The sequence below is a fragment of the Afipia sp. MLSD5-FHT05B12 genome, from assembly GCF_058793355.1.
In genome coordinates, this window is sequence record NZ_JBXAFS010000018.1 from 58258 (window position 1) to 79418 (window position 21161).

General features: G+C 59.1%; 18 protein-coding genes and 1 tRNA gene. 11 read left to right on the forward strand and 8 right to left on the reverse strand.

The features are described 5' to 3' along the window. Nucleotides 1–64: 64 nt before the first annotated feature. The 5 genes from panD to AC1Q6J_RS19060 all read left to right on the forward strand — a co-directional run bounded on the left by panD (nt 65) and on the right by AC1Q6J_RS19060 (nt 3630). Complete coding sequence (panD, locus tag AC1Q6J_RS19040; RefSeq protein ID WP_492280765.1) at nt 65–412, forward strand: aspartate 1-decarboxylase; 348 nt, start codon at nt 65–67, stop codon at nt 410–412. Nucleotides 413–466: 54 nt separating this feature from the next. Beyond that, nucleotides 467–1597 (forward strand): 8-amino-7-oxononanoate synthase, encoded by a 1131-nt coding sequence (locus tag AC1Q6J_RS19045; protein WP_492280766.1) that lies wholly within the window; start codon nt 467–469, stop codon nt 1595–1597. Then, nucleotides 1594–2232 (forward strand): dethiobiotin synthase, encoded by a 639-nt coding sequence (gene bioD / locus AC1Q6J_RS19050; RefSeq protein ID WP_492280767.1) that lies wholly within the window; start codon nt 1594–1596, stop codon nt 2230–2232. The genes AC1Q6J_RS19045 and bioD overlap by 4 nt, the downstream gene beginning before the upstream one ends. Then, nucleotides 2232–3491 (forward strand): adenosylmethionine--8-amino-7-oxononanoate transaminase, encoded by a 1260-nt coding sequence (locus AC1Q6J_RS19055; protein ID WP_492280768.1) that lies wholly within the window; start codon nt 2232–2234, stop codon nt 3489–3491. Before bioD ends, AC1Q6J_RS19055 begins: the two co-directional genes overlap by 1 nt. A gap of 63 nt (nt 3492–3554) precedes the next feature. After that, a tRNA-Ile gene (locus AC1Q6J_RS19060) sits at nt 3555–3630 on the forward strand. Nucleotides 3631–3791: 161 nt separating this feature from the next. On the opposite strand, the gene AC1Q6J_RS19065 is transcribed toward AC1Q6J_RS19060, so the two are convergent. From AC1Q6J_RS19065 to AC1Q6J_RS19075, 3 genes are all read right to left on the reverse strand, one after another. Then, entirely contained in the window at nt 3792–5372 is a 1581-nt protein-coding gene (locus tag AC1Q6J_RS19065) for a recombinase family protein (protein ID WP_024920909.1), read from the reverse strand. Nucleotides 5373–5375: 3 nt separating this feature from the next. Then, on the reverse strand, nt 5376–5813 hold the full coding sequence (locus AC1Q6J_RS19070; RefSeq protein ID WP_444826209.1) for a DUF2924 domain-containing protein: 438 nt from the start codon (nt 5811–5813) through the stop codon (nt 5376–5378). Between the two features lie 65 nt (nt 5814–5878). Then, on the reverse strand, nt 5879–6268 hold the full coding sequence (locus AC1Q6J_RS19075) for a DUF3489 domain-containing protein (RefSeq protein ID WP_244434417.1): 390 nt from the start codon (nt 6266–6268) through the stop codon (nt 5879–5881). 481 nt (nt 6269–6749) lie between these two features. Here AC1Q6J_RS19075 and AC1Q6J_RS19080 point away from each other — a divergent pair, with 481 nt between their 5' ends. Both AC1Q6J_RS19080 and AC1Q6J_RS19085 read left to right on the forward strand, forming a co-directional pair. Beyond that, nucleotides 6750–7217, forward strand: a complete 468-nt coding sequence (locus tag AC1Q6J_RS19080; protein WP_024920906.1) for a hypothetical protein — start codon at nt 6750–6752, stop codon at nt 7215–7217. Then, nucleotides 7214–7804, forward strand: coding sequence for a Cap15 family cyclic dinucleotide receptor domain-containing protein (locus tag AC1Q6J_RS19085; RefSeq protein WP_024920905.1), 591 nt, complete (start codon nt 7214–7216; stop codon nt 7802–7804). The genes AC1Q6J_RS19080 and AC1Q6J_RS19085 overlap by 4 nt, the downstream gene beginning before the upstream one ends. A gap of 59 nt (nt 7805–7863) precedes the next feature. Here the strand turns inward: AC1Q6J_RS19085 and AC1Q6J_RS19090 are convergent, their stop codons facing one another. Further along, complete coding sequence (locus AC1Q6J_RS19090; RefSeq protein ID WP_024920904.1) at nt 7864–8535, reverse strand: hypothetical protein; 672 nt, start codon at nt 8533–8535, stop codon at nt 7864–7866. A 46-nt stretch (nt 8536–8581) separates the two neighbouring features. Continuing rightward, the gene (locus AC1Q6J_RS19095; RefSeq protein ID WP_024920903.1) at nt 8582–9502 is read right to left on the reverse strand and encodes a helix-turn-helix transcriptional regulator; all 921 of its coding nucleotides are present in this window, start codon (nt 9500–9502) and stop codon (nt 8582–8584) included. Nucleotides 9503–9638: 136 nt separating this feature from the next. On the opposite strand from AC1Q6J_RS19095, the gene AC1Q6J_RS19100 reads away from it, so the two are divergent. Genes AC1Q6J_RS19100 through AC1Q6J_RS19110 form a run of 3 tightly spaced genes read left to right on the forward strand, consistent with a single transcriptional unit; the run spans nt 9639 to nt 13704 of the window. Further along, nucleotides 9639–10787, forward strand: coding sequence for a patatin-like phospholipase family protein (locus tag AC1Q6J_RS19100; protein ID WP_275451128.1), 1149 nt, complete (start codon nt 9639–9641; stop codon nt 10785–10787). A 3-nt stretch (nt 10788–10790) separates the two neighbouring features. Then, entirely contained in the window at nt 10791–11837 is a 1047-nt protein-coding gene (locus tag AC1Q6J_RS19105) for a cyclic GMP-AMP synthase DncV-like nucleotidyltransferase (RefSeq protein WP_024920901.1), read from the forward strand. Continuing rightward, a complete protein-coding gene (locus AC1Q6J_RS19110) occupies nt 11830–13704 on the forward strand; it encodes a ThiF family adenylyltransferase (RefSeq protein WP_024920900.1) in 1875 nt (624 codons plus the stop codon). Before AC1Q6J_RS19105 ends, AC1Q6J_RS19110 begins: the two co-directional genes overlap by 8 nt. Here the strand turns inward: AC1Q6J_RS19110 and AC1Q6J_RS19115 are convergent. Genes AC1Q6J_RS19115 through AC1Q6J_RS19125 form a run of 3 tightly spaced genes read right to left on the reverse strand, consistent with a single transcriptional unit; the run spans nt 13701 to nt 20635 of the window. Continuing rightward, nucleotides 13701–14663, reverse strand: coding sequence for a DUF4917 family protein (locus tag AC1Q6J_RS19115; RefSeq protein ID WP_024927747.1), 963 nt, complete (start codon nt 14661–14663; stop codon nt 13701–13703). The genes AC1Q6J_RS19110 and AC1Q6J_RS19115 overlap by 4 nt on opposite strands. Nucleotides 14664–14687: 24 nt before the next feature. After that, nucleotides 14688–17993 (reverse strand): UvrD-helicase domain-containing protein, encoded by a 3306-nt coding sequence (locus AC1Q6J_RS19120; protein ID WP_024920898.1) that lies wholly within the window; start codon nt 17991–17993, stop codon nt 14688–14690. Then, entirely contained in the window at nt 17990–20635 is a 2646-nt protein-coding gene (locus AC1Q6J_RS19125; protein WP_024920897.1) for a PD-(D/E)XK nuclease family protein, read from the reverse strand. The genes AC1Q6J_RS19120 and AC1Q6J_RS19125 overlap by 4 nt, the downstream gene beginning before the upstream one ends. Before the next feature lie 149 nt (nt 20636–20784). On the opposite strand from AC1Q6J_RS19125, the gene AC1Q6J_RS19130 reads away from it, so the two are divergent. Then, on the forward strand, nt 20785–21000 hold the full coding sequence (locus tag AC1Q6J_RS19130) for a hypothetical protein (RefSeq protein WP_152544173.1): 216 nt from the start codon (nt 20785–20787) through the stop codon (nt 20998–21000). Nucleotides 21001–21161 lie beyond the last annotated feature (161 nt).

Genomic DNA, 21161 nt, shown 5'->3' on the forward strand with positions numbered 1-21161 from the left:
CGGGCGAGCGCCCGTCCTAACGGACTTGCGCGCGAGGCGTCCGCGCCGGAACCAGGGCAGGCCGATGCAAGTCACGATGATGAAGGGCAAGATCCACCGTGCGCGGGTGACGGAGGCTGATCTGCATTATGAGGGCTCGATCTCGATCGACCGCACCCTGATCGACGCCGCCGGTTTCCTGATCAATGAACGGGTCGACATCTACAATATCGACACCGGTGCGCGTTTCTCGACCTACGTGATCGAAGCGCCTGCGGGCTCCGGCATCATCGGCCTGAACGGAGCGGCCGCGCGGCTGGCGATGATGGGCGACAAGGTGATCATCGTGGCTTATGCGAATTTCGATGAAGCCGAGGCACGGCAGCATCAGCCGCGCGTGGTTCTCGTCAATGAAAAGAATCAAAAGCTGTAAACTTGCGGCATGTGCCCGCATCCATCCTCCATCGTTGCAGACGGGATTTGATGCATGCATGAGAAGTTCGAAGCCGATTTGCGCGACCTCGCGGGCAAGGGCCGGCTGAGGTCGCTTCGCGGCCGCGCCGGAATCGATTTCACATCGAACGATTATCTGGGCCTTGCCGAGTCCGATGAACTGAAGCGAGCCGCCGCGGAGGCGGTTGCGCGCGGCGTTCCTGTTGGGTCTGGCGGGTCGCGCCTGCTGCGTGGAAATCACGACGAGCACGAGGCGCTCGAAAGCGAGGCCGCTTCCTATTTCGGCGCGGAGACTGCGCTCTATTTCGGCGGCGGTTATGTCGCGAACTTCACGATCTTTTCAACGCTGCCACAGCAGGACGATCTTGTCGTCCATGACGAACTGATCCACGCAAGTGTTCATGAAGGGATGCGGCGCGGCCGCGCCGAGGCCGCGAGCATTCCGCACAACGATGTCGATGCTTTCGATGCTGCGATCGTCCGCTGGCGTGCGGCTGGCGGCAAGGGCCGTCCATGGATCTCGGTTGAGAGCCTTTATAGCATGGACGGCGACAGCCCCGATATCGCCGGACTTCTGACTGTCGCCGATCGTCATGACGGGATGCTTGTCGTCGACGAGGCGCATGCCACCGGTGTACTCGGTCCGCAAGGGCGGGGGCTTGCTGCTGCATTTGAGGGTCGCGACAACGTCATTACCTTGCACACCTGCGGGAAGGCGCTCGGCACTGTCGGCGGCTTCATCCTCGCGCCGCGCACGATCCGCGATTTTCTCGTCAATCGTGCCCGTCCCTTCATTTTCGCGACCGCGCCGTCGCCGCTGGTGGCGGCGATCACGCGCGCCGCGCTTCATATCTCCAGAACCAATCCGGAGCGCCGCGAGCGGCTCGCGCGTCTGGTCAGGTTCGCGGGCGACGAACTCTATCGCCGCTGCAATATCGCGCCATCCGGCTCGCAAATTCTCCCTGTGATTATCGGCGCGGATCGCGCGGCGGTCGCCGTCGCGGCGTCTCTGCAACAGAGAGGTTTCGATATTCGCGCCATCCGTCCACCGACTGTTCCGGAAGGGACGGCGCGGCTGCGGATCGCGCTGACATTGAATGTCGACGAAGCCACTGTCGCGTCGCTGTTCGAGGCTCTGGCCGAAGATATGCGGGAAGCCGCATGAACGTCCGCATTGTCGTCACCGGCACCGATACCGGAATCGGGAAGACGGTTTTTTCAGCGGCGCTCGCCGGTACTCTCGATGCATACTACTGGAAGCCGGTTCAGGCCGGCGTTGAGGAGGAAACCGATCGCGATGTTGTCTCGCGATTATCGGGGCTTCCCGGGCAGCGTGTGCTGCGTGAAGCCTATCGTCTGAAGACCCCAGCCTCGCCACATCTGGCCGCGAGACTTGATGGTGTCACAATCGATCCGGTCGCGCTTGCCTTGCCGGAAGTCGACCGGCCGCTGGTGATCGAAGGGGCTGGCGGTCTGATGGTGCCGTTGACGGAGAGCCTGACATACGTAGATGTCATGGCGCGGTGGCGCGCGCCGGTCGTGTTGTGCGCGCACACGGCGCTCGGGACCATCAATCACAGCCTGTTGTCGATCGAAGCCTTGCGCGCACGTGACATTCCGCTGCTCGGCATTGCTTTCATTGGCGATGAAAATCGTGAGTCGGAAACAGTAATCGCGAGCATGGGGCAAGTGCAACGTCTTGGCAGGCTGCCACATCTCGCCTCGCTCACGCACGAGACGCTGCGTGCAGCGTTCGCGCAGCACTTTACCGTCGGCGATTTTCTGAAGGACGTGGCCTGATGACATCCAGATCTCCGGTATGGCATCCGTTCACGCAGCATGCCGTTCAACCTGACCCGACGCTGATCGCGCGAGGCGAGGGTGCGTGGCTGGAGGCCGCCGATGGCCGCCGCATCTTCGACGCGATATCGTCCTGGTGGGTGGTGACTCACGGTCACCGTCACCCCCACATCATGCAGGCGATCAAGGATCAGGCCGATCGGCTCGATCAGGTGATCTTCGCGGGATTCACGCACGAGCCGGCGGAGAAGCTTGCCCGCCATCTCGTTGCGATCACACCGCCTGAGCTTGAATATGTCTTCTTCTCCGATAGCGGCTCGACCTCGGTCGAGGTCGCGCTCAAGATGGCGTTAGGCTATTGGCGTCATCTCGGTGCCAAACGCAGCCGTATCCTCGCACTCGAAGGTGCGTATCACGGCGACACCATCGGCGGCATGTCGGTCGGTGAGCGCGGTGTGTTTAACGCACCTTACGACCCGCTGCTCTTTGACGTTGAGCGAATTCCCTTCCCCGTGTCCGGGCGCGAGCAGGCGACGTTCGATGCGCTGAAAGCAGCGTGCAAGCGCGGCGATGTCGCTGCATTGATTGTTGAACCGCTCGTTCTCGGTGCGGGCGGCATGCTGATCTATCCGCCGAACATTCTGGCCGAGATGAAGCGCATCTGCGAGGCGCACGACGTTCTGTTCATCGCCGACGAAGTCATGACCGGATGGGGACGGACCGGCACATTGTTCGCATGCGAGCAGGCCGGTATCGCGCCCGATATCGCCTGCTATTCGAAAGGCCTGACCGGCGGTTCGGTGCCGCTGGCGGTAACGCTGTGCCGCGCCGAAATTTTTGACGCGCATTACTCGACGGACCGCAGCAAGACGTTCTTTCATTCCAGTTCGTACACCGCGAATCCGATTGCCTGCGCGGCGGCGCTGGCCAATCTGGAAATCTGGCAGCGCGAGCCGGTGATGGAGCGTATCAAGTCGCTCGCGGCGCTGCATAAGGAGAGGCTCGAACGGTTTCGCAGTGACAAACGTTTCACCGGTGTGCGCCAGATCGGGACCATTGCCGCGCTCGACATCGTGGCGAAGGACGCCGGTTATCTGGCTGATATCGGCCCGCGCCTTTATCGCGGATTTCTCGCGCGAGGCTTGCTCGTCCGGCCGCTCGGCAGCACGATCTACCTCATGCCGCCCTATTGCAGCACGGCAAGCGATCTGGACCAGGTGTACGATGCCATCGATGAATTGGCGGACGAGGTCGCCTGAGGTTGCCCGCCGTCAGCGGTCATTGTATGGGGTGGTTGCACCGTTGCCCGCAAGGGACCGGCGGGGCCTGTAGCTCAATGGTTAGAGCCGACCGCTCATAACGGTCTGGTTGCAGGTTCGAGTCCTGCCGGGCCCACCACGCAGTCCTTCGATATCCGCGATATCGCGAGATCGACGAGCAAAGCCCGCTATTGGCGGGCTTTCTGAAACTACCTGGCGGCTCAATCGGTTTCAGAGACCCGCATACGTTTGATTTTGGCGGTTTGTCTCTGTGGCTGGAAAATCCTGTTCCCCAGCCAATCAGGGCTGTAGGCCAAGGCTTCGGTGTTGGGCTGCCCAGAGCTCGGGTAAATCGCGAATGGTCGATATTCCAACTCCTCTCGGAAGCTGTCCGTCTACAGCAGCCTTGACCAAGGTTGGAGATAGAAATGCCAGGGAAATGGTCAAATTGACTTGCCGCAGGCTGCATTGTTCGCGTGAGGCGATTTGTTGGGTAGATGTGACGCTGCCCGAGATGAGTTCGTCGACCCAATGTCGACCTTGAGCGATCGCCTGGACGAGCTTTGCTCGCGTTTCGGATCGGATGGGTCTTTTATCCATGCGTTGTGATGATTTTGCCGGTGGGATGATTTCTCTTGCGACTTTGGAGGGCGGTTTGGACCAGGGGATAGTGATGGCGGATCTTGATCTGCCCTTGGCCTTTAGTTGATCCGCGTGGGCCGAGAGCTCAACCTTCAACGTCTTCAAGCCAACTTCAACACGTGCAATGTGATCGCGGACGATTGATGAGGAAAGCTCGGTCTGCTTCAGGCGTTTCCGAATACCATCAATCACCAGCTTCTCAATCAGTGGGGCCGGCACACGTGGGACACTGCCGACGTTACGGGGCTGACCCTGTAAGAGGTTGCCCGAGATGTAGTAGCGATAGCGAACCCCCTTTTTGAGCTTCGAGGTCGGTGTCATCCGGTTGCCGCGGTCATCGAATATGCGGCCCATGAGTAGAGCCTCGGAGTTATTTCTGGCTTTGGCGGTTGCTTGGCGTTGCTGGTCGAGTTTGGCTTGGACGGCATCAAACAGCTTGCGATCAATGATTGGCTTTTGCTCGCCTCGCAGGATCTCGTTCTTGTATTTGACCTCGCCAATATAGAAGCGGTTGCGGAGAAGATGAGCAACCGGTCCCCGGCCGAACGGGATGCCTCCAATGATCTTGCCGGTCGATAGAGGTCGGCGCTTCGTGGTGATGCCGCTCTTTCGTAGATCCTCAAGGAGCGTACCGATGCTTCCAAGTTCGAGATAGCGACGGAAGATATGACGAACGGTCTTGGCCTCACTCTCGACAATGGTGATCTTGCGATCTTTAGCCCTGTAGCCAAGTGGAACGACGCCCCCGACCCAAAGTCCCTTGCGCTTGGAAGCTGCTATTTTATCTCGAATGCGTTCCGACGTGACCTCGCGTTCGAACTGGGCGAAGGACAGCAACACATTGAGTGTCAGCCGTCCCATGGATGTCGTAGTATTGAACTGCTGCGTGACCGACACAAACGAAACGCCGTGCTTGTCGAAAAGCTCAACGAGCTTAGCGAAGTCGGCCAACGATCTCGTCAGGCGATCGACCTTATAGACGACGATGACGTCGATTCTTCCTTCCTGAACATCAGCAAGGAGGTGCTGAAGCGCAGGTCGGTCAGTCGATCCTCCGGAGAAACCACCATCGTCATATCGCCTGCGAAGCTGCGTCCATCCAGCATGGGCTTGGCTTTTTATGTATGAAGATGCCCCTTCGTACTGGGCATCAAGAGAGTTGAAATCTTGATCCAGGCCAGCGTCAGTTGAAACGCGAGTATAGATCGCGCACCGAATGGTCTTGCGGTGGCTGCTCATCGGTCAATCCTTGACTTTCTTGCCGATAGTGCCGTCTCGCAGGCCGAAGAATCTGGGACCGTTCCAACGCGTTCCGGTCATGGCAAAGGCCACCGCGGAAAGGCTCCTGTAGGTCTTTCCGTTCCAGGCAACCCCATCGGTCATCACCATGACGCGATGCTGACGCCCCTTCCATTCCCGCATCAGAACCGTGCCGGCTTCTGCCTTGGTCTGCCGCCGATCATGGGCTTCAAGCTGTGAGGCAACGACGCTCCGGGATTTGGTCTCGCCGCTTCGTTCAAGAGCAGCTTTTGTTGCTGCATCGAGATCGCCGAAAGCGTCAGCCTGCAGCCGGTACGCAAGGACACCGAACAATAGGTGTTTTGGCAAATGAGGAAGGGCAGGTTTACGGAAGGTGATCTTCCAGCGGGCTTGCAATCCACGTAGATCGAGACCGCGCAACTGCGCGATCTCGCTCTCGACCGAGTTTCTCAAAGGCCGCTTCGAGCGGCGCGTGCGACCCATGACTAAGCCATGGCGCTCGTGATGGCAGTTTTGGCTGCCAACGGTCGTGTTACTTTAATACGGTAGATCCGGTCCTTGCCTGGCTTCTCCGAGGTAAGGTCCAGTTTGAGCCGCTTGCGCACCACACCGGTCAGGAAGCCGCGCACGGAGTGCTGCTGCCAGCCGGTGGTTTTCATCATGGCCGCTATTGTTGCGCCTTGTTTGGAGCGAAGCATCGCCAGCACTTTGTCGTGTTTGGTTTCTCGATTTGGCGATGCTTTAGCTGGGGCCGAGATTGGGCTGGTCCGCCCAGTGAGCGGCTTTCTATGTTGCTGTGCGGAATGGGGAGCAGTGGTGCGAAGCAGCGTTGCTATGTGTTTCGCTGCGGTTTTCTTGGACTTGGCTTTTTTCACAGATATCTCCTGAGATAGCAGCGGCACTATCTGCCGCACGACCTCAACCCCGCGTTCGGCGGGGCAATCTCAGGAAGCCGCCTTCAGACGGCTAACGGGCGTAGCAATGCTCGATTTGCTTCTTATTGCCAGTCCTTTCTGAGGCGCTAGGGAGGGAATGTTGGCTTCGAATCCTAGTTGCTCAGCCAGCCAGTGTGTGATCGAGAGTATTTCCGTGTTAGATGCGGAATAGGGCCGCCAACGGCTACCTACGCAGCAACGCCGATGACTCGCGACGACGCCGAGAAGCACGCCGGAAGATGCCATGCCGCTCGCGCGGCGAAAGCTGACATTGGAATTGGCGTCTCCCGACTGGCATTGCGCTAAAGGCGACGGCGCAGCCATCGTGGGAAGCGGAATGGATCGGCGGGGATCGTCGGGAATGCGCTTAACTCGTGCGGGGAAATCTGCTTTAGAAGGAGTAGTTCCAATACGATCATGCTTGGACAAGATGGTTCTGCCCGACCCTAGCCTTTCGGCCGAAGGATTGCTTGAGATACTCCGGGCGGTGGTCGGACAAAGGACAGCCGACTTTTCGGGTATAGGTCTCGTCGTCTGCGACTCGCCGGAGCAATTGCCGCTGGTGCCGTTGTCGAATGTCCCCGAGCAACGCGACGCGAAGGATCTGGTGCGGCGATTGATTGCTATTGCATCGCACAGCAGCGCACATCACGATGGGTTCCATATTCTGTCTTCAGACTGGGAATTGATCAGAGTGGCCCAATACTTCTCTCCCCCGATCGCTGCTCACGCCCAAATCGACAGGTCCAAACGTTTTGGAGGGCGTTATTTGGCAGCTCTCTTCGGATCGGCGATGCCAGGGGTGATTGCGTCGGGAATAGCCAGTGAGGGATTCGGGATTGCCGTTTTTCGCTCGGCCACAGAAGTGATCTTCGAGGACTTGGGGTGATTACCATTCTTCCTATCACTCGGGTGATCGGCGCGATCGCTGTGTTCTACGGCGTTTGCGTGGCCGCCATCTTGGCCTTCGATTGGCAATTCGGCAGCGGAACGACTCTTCGATCGAGTGTCGGAATAGCGCTTTCGGGAGCTACGGGGTTGAACCTCTTGCTTCTCTTATTGGTAACTGTCGGTTGGAAGTGGATATGGTCGGTATTTCCCGTACTCGATAGATGGGTGTTTCCCGACCTGAACGGCGAATGGAAGATGACGATCCATTGGCAAGGTGCCGGAAAGAGCGGGACCGTCCCCGCCAGAGCTCACATCAAGCAGGATCTGCTGCGAATTAGCATGGAGGTCTTCTCCCGCGATTCGGATTCCGAAACTCTGGTCGTGCAGCCGAAGCGGGATCCGGAGTCGGGAAGACCCATCCTGTATTATGTCTATCGTGTGATTCCCAAGAACATTGGACAGGGTGGCGGTGGTTCGTACGAAGGGGCCGCGATACTGAGGCTGTCGAACAGTCGCGCTCACGGGTGGAACGGAAATTACTTCACGAGCCGGCAGACTTTGGGGTATTTCGAATTGTCGCGCTGAACTTTGCTGGCGCGCCGGCTCGCTCAAGACATCTGCTTTCTCCGACGATCTGTCGGAAATCAGTAGCGGCTGTCTTCGTCTTGCCGCAGCGTCTGCAATGCTACCCTGTTCGAGGTCGCGTCAAACCTCTCCCTGAAATTGTCGCGATCGGCGGTTTCAAGAAATTGACTAAGATGTGCTTCTTCCTTGAGAAAGCTACGAAGGCGTTGTTGCACCGCCGCGCGCTCGCGATGGATGTGCCGGTTTGTAAGAAGTTCTCGCGCCGCGGCAGATCCGGTTTCCTCGGCAAGGCGTTGGGGTGCAAAAACAGGATTGCGACGTTCGGCGCTTCGAGCGATGAGGATAGTTCGGATACACCAGAGTGCTCGCTTAGTCAGAAGCGTTGAATTCAGTTCGTCTCCGAATCGGGCGAGATACATCCCAAGATCAACGGCTCGATCGATATCGCTCTGATAGCTTGATCGGAATCGGAAAGCAGACTGTAGCTTCACGAGGTACTTGTCAGGATCGATGAGCGGTCTTGCTTCCCGCACCAGGTGGCAGACGAACAGATCGCCCTCGCGCGCGTCCTGCTGCAGTTGAGGCCATGGATACAAAAACAGGGAAAGGTGGCCCACAGAAACGTGACGAGTGTCCTTATTGAGGCTCACCATGAGAAGATCGGTATCGGATCCTTCAGAGTGATCCGCGCGTGCGAGGCTTCCGAAAAGCAATGTTGCTACTATAGCCATGGCTGACAATGCGCGGAAGATTCGAGGAACTGAGATCTATGTTGGATCATGCCGAAGGCCGCGATTGTGAATTTCTAGCGAGCGCTTCGATCGACATCTTTCGTGCCAGCGCCCGAGCTTGAGTCACCTCGTCTTTGTTTTGCAAAATTATCTGCTGTTTCTGTGCGATCAAGATACCGGGCGCAACATCCAGATTATATTCGCTCATGAGATAGAAGCTGAGACTGAGACGACAAGGCCGAACGAGGCGGCCGTTTGTCATGTCATGTTCCGCGGCAACGCGAGCTTGTAGCTCGGCTGGCAGCTCGGGGTTCGGAACTATGACGAGATTGATGATATGAACCCACTCGAAATCCAAAGCCGCGTCGATCGAAGCGCGCCGACGTGCGGACACGGACAGAATTCTGTTGAGGTTATAGTCGCGAAAATCATTGTGATCCCGCGACCAAGCGCGGACGTACCAACGGCCGGCGCTATGTGAAAGTGCGTGAGGGGTGATTGTTCGTGCCGGTTGTATCGAGCCCGTCAGTGACGCGTAGTCGATATCGATTTCCAATTTTTTGCGGATGGCGTCCAGGACACGAAGCAGCACAGTCGGATCGGTCGATCGTTGGCCCAGCGTAAGAACTTCGACAGGCGGGATGGTGTCGAACCAAGTGTCCTCTGGCCGCATCCAGTGATTCTCGATTGCGACCAGTTGCAGCAGGTAGCGCTCAATGGTCTCGCCGATGAAGACGGGCGAGAACGCGTCCGAACGGGTGTATGCCTTCTCCGCCCGGTCATAGCTCAAGTTCTGGGGCGCGAACTTCTCGTATTGGGCGATGTCGGCCGACGCCTGCTGTGTCGAAATGCCGAATGTGTTCGCGAGGTCGCTCCGATTGAAGCGGCCGTCCCAGAAGAGGCGGAAATCGATGAATTCGAGGCGTCGGCGAACGCCCCAGCGCAATTGATCGCCGTCGTCCACCATAAAATCCTCCAAAAAAGCCGATTCAAATCTCTGAATCGTGTCTAGTTACTTGACGAGTTAAGATAACGCCACCATATCTTATGGACGGACGGAGAGCATATAGCAACCGCGTCCATCATCTAACGAGGGCAAATAGGTGGGAACACCTGAAGAACATCAACAGGTTACGCGACCATATCGGGTTCTAAGTCTTGATGGCGGCGGAATGCGAGGCGTTTATACTGGCGCGTTTTTGGCGCGCCTCACCGGTCAGTTTGCTCGAATCAGGGGAGAGGCTGCCCTCGATCTCGGCCGTGGGTTCGATCTGATCACCGGTACCAGCACTGGAGCGATTGTCGCTTCCGCTCTTGCGGTAGGTCGGCCGATGGCCGAGGTGGTGCAGCTCTATCGTGACCATGGACCGAAGATCTTCCCGCATCGGATCTCAGGGAAGGCCAGCGCGGTCTATCGGGCCACGCAAGGTAACCGATTCGTCCGCGAGGGCGACAAGGCGCTTCGTGGCGCGCTGCAAGCCGTGCTCGGTAACGCGACCATGCAAGATATCTTCGACCGCCGGGGCATCTCCCTATCCATTCCCGCCGTGTTGATGAGTGACCACCGCGCGTGGGTGTTCAAGAAGACGCCGAAGAGTGGTCCTCGGGACGATCTTTACCCTCTGGTCGATGTGTGCATGGCGAGCTCCGCGGCGCCGATCTATCGCTCGCTCGCCGCCATCGACGATCCGAACGCACCGGGTGGACCGCAACAAGTTTTCGCGGACGGTGGGTTGTGGGCCAATAACCCGATTATGGTCGGACTCGTCGATGCGCTGACGATCGCGGCACCAGACCGCTCGATCGAGATCTTTTCGCTGGGAACCTGTCCGCGGCCCGAAGGAGATCATCTCGATGCGGGGAGCGCCCATCGATCAATGCTGGACTGGACCCTTGGCGCCGACGTGGCGCCGCTCAGCATATCGGCGCAGGAGTTCGCGTTCGACCACATGGCCCGGCTGTTGGCCAACGCCATCAGCAATTGTGGGCGTCCCATCCAAAGAGTGCGGTTTCCGAATAAGCCGGTGCCGGCGAGCATGATGCCTTTCCTAGCGCTCGACGACACTCGGCCGGAGGCAATGGATCGATTGATCGGCCAGGCGCACAACGATGCCGATCTCACCAAGAGTGCTTGTGACGATCCGAAAAGTGATGATGGCCGGATGATCCGACGCCTCATGAGCGAACTGCCGGCGATGCCGGAAACCGGGGCGGTTTGGGACCGCTCTGCAACCTCATACCAGAAAGGATAGGTGATGTTCGACTGCTCCAAAGATGTTCGTGCTTATCACGATCAGGAAGTGAACCTGCCGAAAAACGAGCAGGATGCGATGCGCGACCGACGCAACGCGAACCGCACCCGCTTGCGCAATGGACTCGCCGATGCATGCAAGCCGGCGCCACTCGAGTTCGTCAAGCAGGGCAGCTACGCCATGAAGACGATGACGCGTGATCCGGACAACGATTACGACATCGACGACGGCGTCTACTTTCGGAAGGAAGACCTGGTCGGAGATCGTGGGGCGGAGATGACCGCTCTTCAGGCGCGGCAGATGGTCCGCGACGCTGTTGATGACGGCAAGTTCAAGAAGCCGCCCGAGGTTCGGTCGAACTGCGTGCGAGTGTATTATGAGAAGGGGTATCATGTCGATCTGCCGGTCTATCGGCGCGTGACGACGTCGACCGTTTTTGGTGACGTGGTCCACTACGAACTGGCGGCGAGCATCGGTTGGAAGCGCTCCGATGCACGGGACGTCTCGGACTGGTACGAAGACGAGCGGGCGAAGTCGGCCGATGGCATTCAGCTCCGTCGGATCAATCGCGATTTGAAGAAATATGCTCGCAGCCGCGATAGCTGGCGGAGCGGTATCCTTAGCGGATTTGGCATCTCGATACTGACGGTCGAGCGCTTCCGGCACGACGAGCGAGAGGACCGAGCACTCTACGATACGATGGTCGCGATCAAGGGTCGGCTTAACTGGGATCTGCAAGTCAAGCACCCCGTCACGCCCGGCGACTACATCACGAACGGCTCCGATGATGCGCGCGCGCGCTGCTTCCGCGACAAGCTCATCGAGGCGATAGACGACTTGCAGCCTCTCTTCGACGCAGACTGCACGCGCGAACGTGCGCTCAAGTGTTGGGACAAGGTCTTTGCCACCACCTTCTTCAGCGAGCGGTTGGAGGAAGAAAAGCGCGCCGCCGTCGCTGCCCCGGCGATCATCACGTCGGGGGCTCTGCTTTCGCAGACTGCCGCCGCTGCCGCCGCTGTCAGCAGTGCAGGCGGGGGCCGCCATGCGTGAAATAGCGCTCCCGCTCCGTTGGCGGCAGGCGGCACTCCACTTAGAAGCCACCCTGCGCGAATTGACGGGGCAGGCGCCCGAACGTCTCGACCGGGCGACGATTGGCGGTTGCTATCCCTCGCGCCGCTGGGTCGCGGCGTGGCGAGTCAGTGTGGTCTTTTCTGACGGCGTGACGCGCCACATCGATGTCCTCGCAACGGCGGCGTTTCCGGCAGTCCCGGTCAGAACCGCGCTCGTCGATCATCCGGTTTTCATGACTTGGCCTCACGTCGAAAGCGACGGCGTTCTCTGCCTGCTGCCAAATCTGGCAGAGTACGATCCCGATGATCCTTCTGCCGTCGCTGCGAACCTGCTTCATCGCTCGATTCGACTTGTCGAAGAGCTGCTCGAAGGTTCTATCATCGAGCGGGATTTTCGCGAAGAATTTCTAACATATTGGGCTTACAAGGCGCACGTGAAAGGCTCGCACTTCTACAGCCTGGTGGCGCCTGCGCCACCGTCTAGGCTCGTGCAGGTGTGGCGAGGAAAGGGGTTGGAAGTGGTCGGCGAAGATACCCCGTCGCTTGAACGCTGGGTGCGCCGTCGATTCAGCGATACTGTGAGTGTCAAGACTGAGGACGCCGCCTTCATTTGGCTGGAAGATCCGCCGCTTCCTGCCGAATATCCCGAGACATCCTTAGATCTGCTGGCTTTGGCGGCTGCGGCTGGAGACGACGCACGGATGGTCATCGAGGACGTCGCAGTTCGCGAGCCCGAACACGTCGTCGCGGTGCTGGGAGCTATAGGTAGGGGCGGGCCCGCTTTGATCGGCGTCAAAGCACCGAACCCGAAACGTCTCAAAGGTCATGCGAGATCTGCCGCGGAGCCTCTATCCAAGGGTTTTCGTCGTGGCCAGACACCCAAGGAGGTCCTTCTCAGTCGCTTCTTCGGAGGTGGTTCCGTCGTCAGGACTTCGGTGCAGCGGGCGGACGCGAATTGGATTCATGGCCGAGATCGCGACCCTCGGACGAGGCGCTTGCTTGCGGCCATTGTGATCGTGGTTGGGTGTGGGTCGGTTGGCGCGCCGGTCGCACTCGCGCTGGCGCAAGCTGGCGTTGGACGGATTGTTCTGATCGACTACGATACGCTTAGCTGGCCGAATGTCGGCCGGCATCCCTTGGGCGCACCAGCGGTGGGCCGCAATAAGGCAGAGGCCTTGGCCGACCGGCTGCAAGCCGATTTTCCTCATCTTCAAATCGAGTATCGCACCTGTGACCTGCACCACCTGCTTGCCTCCGATCATGATCTTGCGACCGCGGCTGACTTGATCGTTTCGGCAACGGGTAGTTGGGCGGCCGATTCAGCGCTCAATCGCTGGCATGTAAATCAAGGAAGAGATAGACCAATCGTATATGGCTGGACGGAGGCGCATGCCTCCGCCGGGCACGGCGTTGCGATCACCCAGAGAAGCGGTTGCCTACAATGCCACGTAGGCCGAACAGGTGCACCGTCGTTCAAGGTAGTGGATTGGCCTGATGGAGCAGGCGCCAATCAAGAAGAGCCTGCGTGCGGTGCCCACTATCAGTTGTATGGTCCGATCGAGCTCGGCTTCATTACCGCGATGATCGCCGAGCTATCTCTCGATTGCTTGCTTGACTCGTCGATCGATTCCTTCAATCGAATATGGGTTGCGCCTCGGGAACGCATCGCCAAGCTTGGCGGCCATTTCAGCGAGCTCTGGCGATCAGAACACGGTGAGGGCGATACCGGGGGCAGGATCGTGGATAGACCATGGCCTCGGACCTATTGTGCTGCCTGCGAAGGCGCGGAGGCTCCTCGCTCCGTGCGAGAAGACGCCTCGCCGATTTCCCGTTTGGCGCAGAGCTAACCCCACACATTCGCCGTTTCGGCGTCGACCAAGGAGTATTCGATCTTCGAGCCGTTACGCTTCTGATAGCGCGCTAGTTCGCCGTCGATAGCGTCGATGTCAGCGGTCGGCTTGTGTACGCAAAAGTATAAATGGCTGATGTTTGATTTGAACAGCGCGTTGTAGATGTGCGCGTCGTTCGTGCTCGCAGAATGGCCGTAGACGAAGAATGCGTTTTCGGCCGTACGAAGCTTATCGTAGCAATGACGTAGATATGGAACCGCATGAATACGGGCGAGCTTCTGAATGGAGGTGCCTTCGGCCACATAAAGGGGCAAACGTTTTGTCTGTGTGACGGTTGAGGCGATCGCGTCGATCACGCCGCTGCCTTCGTCAATTCGCTTTTCTAGTTCGTCTTCCTCAGTCTTAAACAGATGTAGGCCGCCGTGCAGATTGTACACGTTGCAATGAGCGTCGGTCTTGAAATGCCATAAAAAGCCATCTCTCTTTTCGGCCAAACCAAATCCGTCGCGAAATTGCTTTGTGTCATCCAAGGTGACCCAATAAAGCAGTAAATCATAGTTGAGAGTGAAGATCGTGTCGAACTGGGACAAAAACTTGATGCATGCCGGTATCTCGGCCGCGATATCTTCGCGATGCGCGGGATGGGTAATCCTTACGGCATGGACGAGGGCTCCACGGAGCTTCTCGGCTTCGGAAGATAGGGCTGTCGCTCGCTTGTCCTTATTGTAGGTCTTCTCGACCAACACCGCGTCTTCGAGCGCTCGGATGGCGATTTCAAAGTCAACCGTTGCAAGGACATTGAATAGTTCTCGCAGCGGGCCGTCTTCGTCCAAACCAGACTTTTCGAGCAAGTTGGAGTACCGGAAGTATTTGATCGAAAAGCCGTTGGCAATCATCAGGGAGGGGCAATTCCCCGCGGCTTTCATCGCTGCGTCAAAAGGAAGGATCTTCGCCATATTTTGGCTCCGTTGAATTACCTATCATTTGGCGGTCGAACTCACCCACACGACTTCACCAAGACTCATGTAGACAATGGCGCCGCGCGAAACGCCAATCGCGGTGACGTAGTCGGATAGTTGCGCGATATGGTCGGATCTATCCTGTCGACCAGGAGCTACATCGCTCTTCCAATCCAGGATAGCAAAGCTTTCTTCTCCTCGGATCGCGACGGCGTCGGCGCGTCCAGCAATCAACTGACCGTCGCCTGAATCGGACCAGACGGACATCTCGGGAACTAGATGTTGCCGTAGTGCCGCGACGTCATCAAGCTTGAGCGTGCGCATCGCCGTCCGTGCCATCTCTCCAGGATCCGGATCTGCTGAGGATGTCGGCCCTTCCATATTCTTGAGTTCTAGGAGTAGATCCGCCGCACGCACCTCAACTCGGTCAAAATCATCGTCACCCAATTCTCCCGTCAGGAATTCCTCCATCAGCTTGTGCAGAACGATGCCTCGAATGCGACCGCCGGCGATCGGTGGGAAAAACTGGAACGTATCGTCAAGGCTGCTCTCGACGATCGTCAAGGCTTCCGCTCGATCGCGATCATGAGTGCTAGGAGTTCTCCAAGACAACGGCGGGGACGCGCTCGCGACGGCTCTTGCTTCTTCCTCGAACGCGTCCCGGGTTTGTTCGTTCGTAGGCCGAACTTCCTTCGGTGAAGTCGGCGGGGAGAGAGCCGTCAGGTCGATTTCAGGCAGTGAGTTGTGGCTCAGATCCACGATTCTGGACCACGATTGTGCCGAAGCCTCGGGCAAGTGCGGAATGATGAGCAGGTCGCGCGCCCGCGTGCACGCTACATACCACATACGTTGATGTTCCAGCGTCTGCTGCCGCTTCTCCTCGTCGCGGGCGGCCGCAAGCTCCGGCGGCATTACTCCCCCGAGAATCCAATGCAACGTGTCGTCGGACCGGCGATGGATGAAGCGCGGTGGCGGCGGGAATTCAGTGGACGTGTTGATCAAAATCACGACTGGCCATTCCAACCCCTTCGAGGAATGGATCGTGACCAACTCCACCGCCTCGTTCGACGCGTCGATGCGACCCTCGGGGCGTTGCTCGCGGGTCTCCCAATCCGACTGCAGATCCCTGATGAAGGCCTGAAGACCCGACACATTGTAGGGGCGCGCCATGTCGATCAAGGCGTCGAGGTTGGCGAGCGCTCGCGCGCTTCGACTTCGATGTCTAGCGGCGAGAACGACGCGGAGTTGCAAGCGTTCGATCGCCTCGGAGAGCAGTATGCGCGGGGTGGTTCTTGTGACACGACGCCGCAGATGCTGAAGCACCTCCAGCACCTTCTTTGCGACTGGATTCGAGATTTGTTCCAGAGGTGTCCTGACATCGAAGTTGGCCGTGCCGGCTCCGCCCGCAGCGGATCGCACTTCTTCGGCGATATCCAGCAATTCCTCGTCCGTCAGCCCGACCATGGGCCCGCGCATGAATGCGCCGAAGGCAAGCGTGTCGCGCGCGTCGGCAAGCGTACGAAGCAGCGCGAGGATGTCTTGCGTTTCCTGCTGCAACAGCAGCGTCTTACCTGCCTGCGAGGCGACGATCAGTCCCTGGCCTTCGAGCGCTCTTTCATACCGCCACAAGTCCTTGCCCGTCGGCGCCAGAAGTCCGATGTCTCCGGCTTCGAGAAGTGTGATCGATCCATCCGTTCGCCTCACTCGGATCGAGCCGATTAGACAGCGGCAGATATCCGCGACTAGGGCGGCTTCCGCATCGCGTTGACTGTTGGCGGAGGGAGCCTGGGGTAGCGCGACGGTGACTTTCGCCGCGCATGGAAGGCCGTGTTCGGCAGGGCCGAGCGTGGAGGTGAGAGGTACGTACCCAGGCTGTCCCCGCGCCTGGAGAACCGGTTCGAAGCAATGGTTTACATGCTCGATGATCCGCTTCTGCGAGCGGAAGTTCGCCGTGATCTCGATGATGGCCCCCCTCGTCTGAGCGGCCACCGTCGCGCGCGCTTCGTTGTACGCCTCGATATCAGCACCGCGAAATCTGTAGATAGCCTGCTTCGGATCGCCGACCAGGAATAGCGAGCCGGGTCGAAGCGCGGCGTCCTGCCAGCACTGAGGTCTGTCTTCCGCGGCGATCGAAAAGATGACCGCCGCCTGGATCCTGTCGGTGTCTTGGAATTCGTCGACTAGTATGTGCCGGAACCTGTGACTCAATGCCATTCGTACGGGTTCGTGTTGGCGGACTAGCTCGTGAGCCATGACGAGAAGATCGTCGAAATCCAGCACCGCCGCTTCCTGCTTGCGGCTAGCGTAGGCTGCGATGACATCATCGAGCGCAATGGAAAGAGCATTTACCAGGCCGTCTGCGATCTGACCGAGCAACTCGCGGTAGGCTCGTTCTACGTTCGCGAAGAGGGTTTCGGCCTCCCGATTGAGTTCTTCGCCTCGGCTCGCTCCGTAACTCCGGAACCAAGCGGTTTTTCGACGGTAGGAAAGGAGCCTAAAACTCTTCTTTTCCATGGCATCGACGCGCGGCGGAACGCCCAGTCGCCACAGTTCGCGGAACGTGGGCTCGGACTTGAAGCAGTCGAAATAAAAGGTCGACAGGGATTGAAGGTCCCGCAGCAACGCTGCGGTGCGAGTCTCTTCCGGATTGGCGGCGAACCATCGGACGAATTCGTCGACAGCTTCGACAAGTTCGATGTCGGTGCGACGCGTGAAGTCTGCTTTTCTGGTGGTAGCCCTTGGATGGTCACGCTTGAGATCCGCCAGACCTTTGACGAGATCGACGACGTTCAAGGGATCGTGTTGGGAGAGCACGACGACCGAATCGTCTGCTCCGACTTTCCCGGAAAGGCGATCGGTAAGCCATGATCGGAACACGCCCTCAAACATTGCTTTGGCGCTTGGGGCGTCCATTACGCGGGACCCCGGATCCAAGGCGGTCTCGATGGCGTAACATCGGATGATCTCCTGACAAAATCCGTGAATGGTCGACGTGCTAATCTCATCGAGATGCTCGGCCGCGGAAGTCAGATTCTCCCTCTCTTCCCTGCTCAAGCCTGTCGGCAGGGCGTCTTTCAGCACGTCGGGGGTTTCCTTCGCGAGCAGGCGCGCGACGTAGCTTCGAATGCGTAGCGCCAACTCGCCTGCGGCAAGTTCGGTGAACGTGATGGCGGCCACCTGAGAGGGCTTCGCGCCGCGGGCAAGCAGCATGGCCACGCGGCCCGCGATAAGTGAGGTCTTGCCCGTCCCCGCCGCCGCCTCGACGAGCAACGTCGTATCGAGATCCGTCAAGACTCTTAGCCGTTGCTCGCGATCTGCAAGCTTCATGGCGTGCTCCAGAGTGCATCCAGGTCGCGAGCGAGGTTTCCGAAAGCCTTAGCCTTGCGCGCGAGATATGCGTCGAGTTCGGCCGGAAGAGCGAGGCGCATGTCATTATATGACTCTCGTGCGGCCGGTCCTGGACATGCATGTCCGCGCTCGAGCAATTCGCAGGCCTTATCGAGGAAGCGCGTCACATCGTCCGCAGCCGCTTCCAAGGCATCGCGGCTGAGCGAGAAAGGTGGCGATTCTCCGTCGAGGTAGATGAGTCGCGTAATGATCTGCGACGTGTCCGGAACGAGTTGCTTGATAGCTATTGCATACAGCACGCGCTGTAGCTCTTTGCCTCGGTCGAGCACGATCTTGTCCGGCCGGCGCGGCGTCGCTCCGGTCTTGTAGTCGGAGATTCTCACCCCGCGGCCTCCGGCAGCGATATCGACGCGATCGATCCGCCCGGTGAGCTTCAATCTTGAGGATCCGACGAAAATTTCGCCCTCGGACGGCCAAGGGGACTGCTTTTCGTCACGGGCCGAAGTAAGGCCGAAGCTCACCTCGCTCCAACTCGTCGTATCTGTCTCGAAGCTCGTGTCGATCGTCAGTCCTCGCAAGCTGCGTCGAGCGGCTTCATCAAGCGAGTGATTCCAGAGTAGGGTTGGAGGGACCAGCCGTTCGAGTGGCCAATGCCGAAAAACGTGGTCAACCGCGGCTGCTAGTGCGAACTCGATTTCATCGTGTGATGCGCGGGTGAAACCTGGCGCAGGCTCGAGCGCACTAATAGTGCGTGCGAGCAATTCGTGGATAAGTTCGCCAAAGGCGAGGTGATCCAGGGCAAGGGGCACCTCGGAGAGCGCAACGGGGCGCATGTCCAGTGCATATTTCCAAAGGAAGCCGAGCGGATCACGCACCATAAGCTCAAGAGAAGTCGCCGAATGAATGCGCGTCACCGCGCGGCGAACCGCCGGATGTCCCGCGCGAACCGTACCGTCGTGGGCGGTTGCGTCCTCCCGGTTCCAGTCCCGCCAGCAACTAGAGGCGGCCTTGATGCGGTCCGACTTTCCGGCCTCGGCCGCTCGCGCTAGTAGGCGATCGGTTTCGCTGAAGGCATGCTCTGGGATGCGGCTTCGTGTGCAAATCCGGGTCGGAAGCGCGGTCGGCCACAACGCGCTGGCGGATTGGAGACCACCCTCGGTCGAGCGACGGCTGCGCGAAAGAACGATCTCCTCGGCAGGACTCGAAACAAGCAGCTTGAAGCAGGAGCGGTCTCTTTCGGCGGTTGAGCTGGGTACGAGGAGACGGCGTGGAAGGATATGATCCGGCAGAAGGGGATCTTCCGCATTCGACCGTGGCCAACTTCTTCCGGCGACACCGAGCAGACGCATCCAGCGCCGCGGAGTACCGATCAGATGGGAAGCCGGGCACCAGACGACGCTGTTTCCTGGATGCCGAGAGTCCCGGATGCGCAGGCTGTCGAGCGACAGAGCAACTGCGGCCGGAGGTGCATTTCGGAGCGCATCGCGCCACAAACCTAGGCTTGCTCCGCCAAGAAACGCCTTTCCGGCCTGGTCTGCATTTGCAAGCCCAGGTGCCAACGCTTCGAGCAATGGAGGAAGTGTTCGTTCGGCTGCGTCCGGGTTCGAGCGATGATCTCGCGCGTAGCTGAGCGCTCGCCGCCATTGGTCGACGTTGAGAAGTCCGGCCTTGCGCGGAAGACCTGCAGCCCAGTCGGCGGGCACGGCGGCCGCCTCGGTTGACGAAGAATGCGCTAGCAGGCGTCTGACGCGCTCTTGGCTGATGCCGTTCCCGAGTACGTCGGCGAGGGCCGCGCAGGACTGTCCCTCCCAGGAGCCGAGCGCGGGTAGTCCGTGCGAGAAATGGATCGGCAATTCGGCGTGCCCCGCCAACACCTGCATGTGTTCGTCCCAGGTTGGTGTCGACGCGGCGGTGATGGCGATGTCGCTGGCACTGACGCCCGAGCTGAGAAGCTGGCGCGCCCACCTGAGCGCTTCGACGACCTCGGCCCTGGGATCTGCACTCAGCTCACCGCGGATGACTTTTGGAGACTCCGTGGTGGGCACCGAAACTTGACCAGGGAACCAGTCTCGCCCTAGTTTTGCCGGCGCACTCCACGAGACCTCCAAATGCGCCGAGAGTGCAACCAGGAGAGGCCGCCATACAGGCTCGACATCGACGAGACCTTCCAGCGAGATGCTGCCGAAGAGCGTTGAGGCAAAGCGGACGCGCTCGACCGCGGCATCCCGCAACGGGCGCGGCAGCATGGCTCCATAGGGTAGCGCTTCGCTCACTCTCTGCTCCAAGAGGGCGAGGTCGGCGAGCCGTCCGGATATGGGCGCGAGAGCCGTCAGGTCCAGATCCGCACCCCATGCGTGATTCAGCGTCTGCATTGCGGCCCGGACCATCCCGGGGAGATTCTTGACCTTATCGATCTGCGAATAGCCGTCGGCGCGAAGCGCCGCCGCGACTACCGTGGAGAGAACTTCTCTGTCGGCGGCGCGGCTGAAACCTCCGGCCAGGCGCGCCGCGAGCAGAGGCAACGTAAGAATATCGGTGCCCACTTCGTTCGCCTTGGCAGCCCAAAAGCGCCTCATGCCCAAGGCCAGCGGTCCGTCTACGATCATGACGCGGCGTTTCATAGTTACGGGTCGATCATGATAATGAGAAAGACGAAGTCAGCTCTCTCTTTTGCGCAGGTGCCTTTTGGGCGAGGAGCCCGGAGCGGGCCCCCAGTTTCGCCGAAAGAGACAATTAACTCCATAGGCAATCTAAAGTGGTCGATAGCCAAATGGCCGACGGCGCGCCGGTGCTTCGTCTCGATCTCAATGCAGCGTTCTTTAACGATCCAGATGATCGCGGTTATCCGTCGCGCCTTCGTACTGGCCACGTGCGCCTGCGGGCCGTGGCCACGTTCTTGAACCGTCCGGGCCGCCTTTCCCATGCGAGTTCGATGGAATCGACGACACAATTTCGAACACCGGCGTTGTTGGCTAGGTGTTCGTAGTAGTCGGTCCTCAGACCTGATAAGCTTGGTCGGAAAGCCTATCAGTGAACAAAATTCCATAACATTCGATGGGCGAACCTCTGCTGTAGCAGCAAAGCTAAAATGTCAGCACTGAGCAAAGTTCAAATGTCAGTCTCTGGTCCCTTTGGGGACTTTGGAGG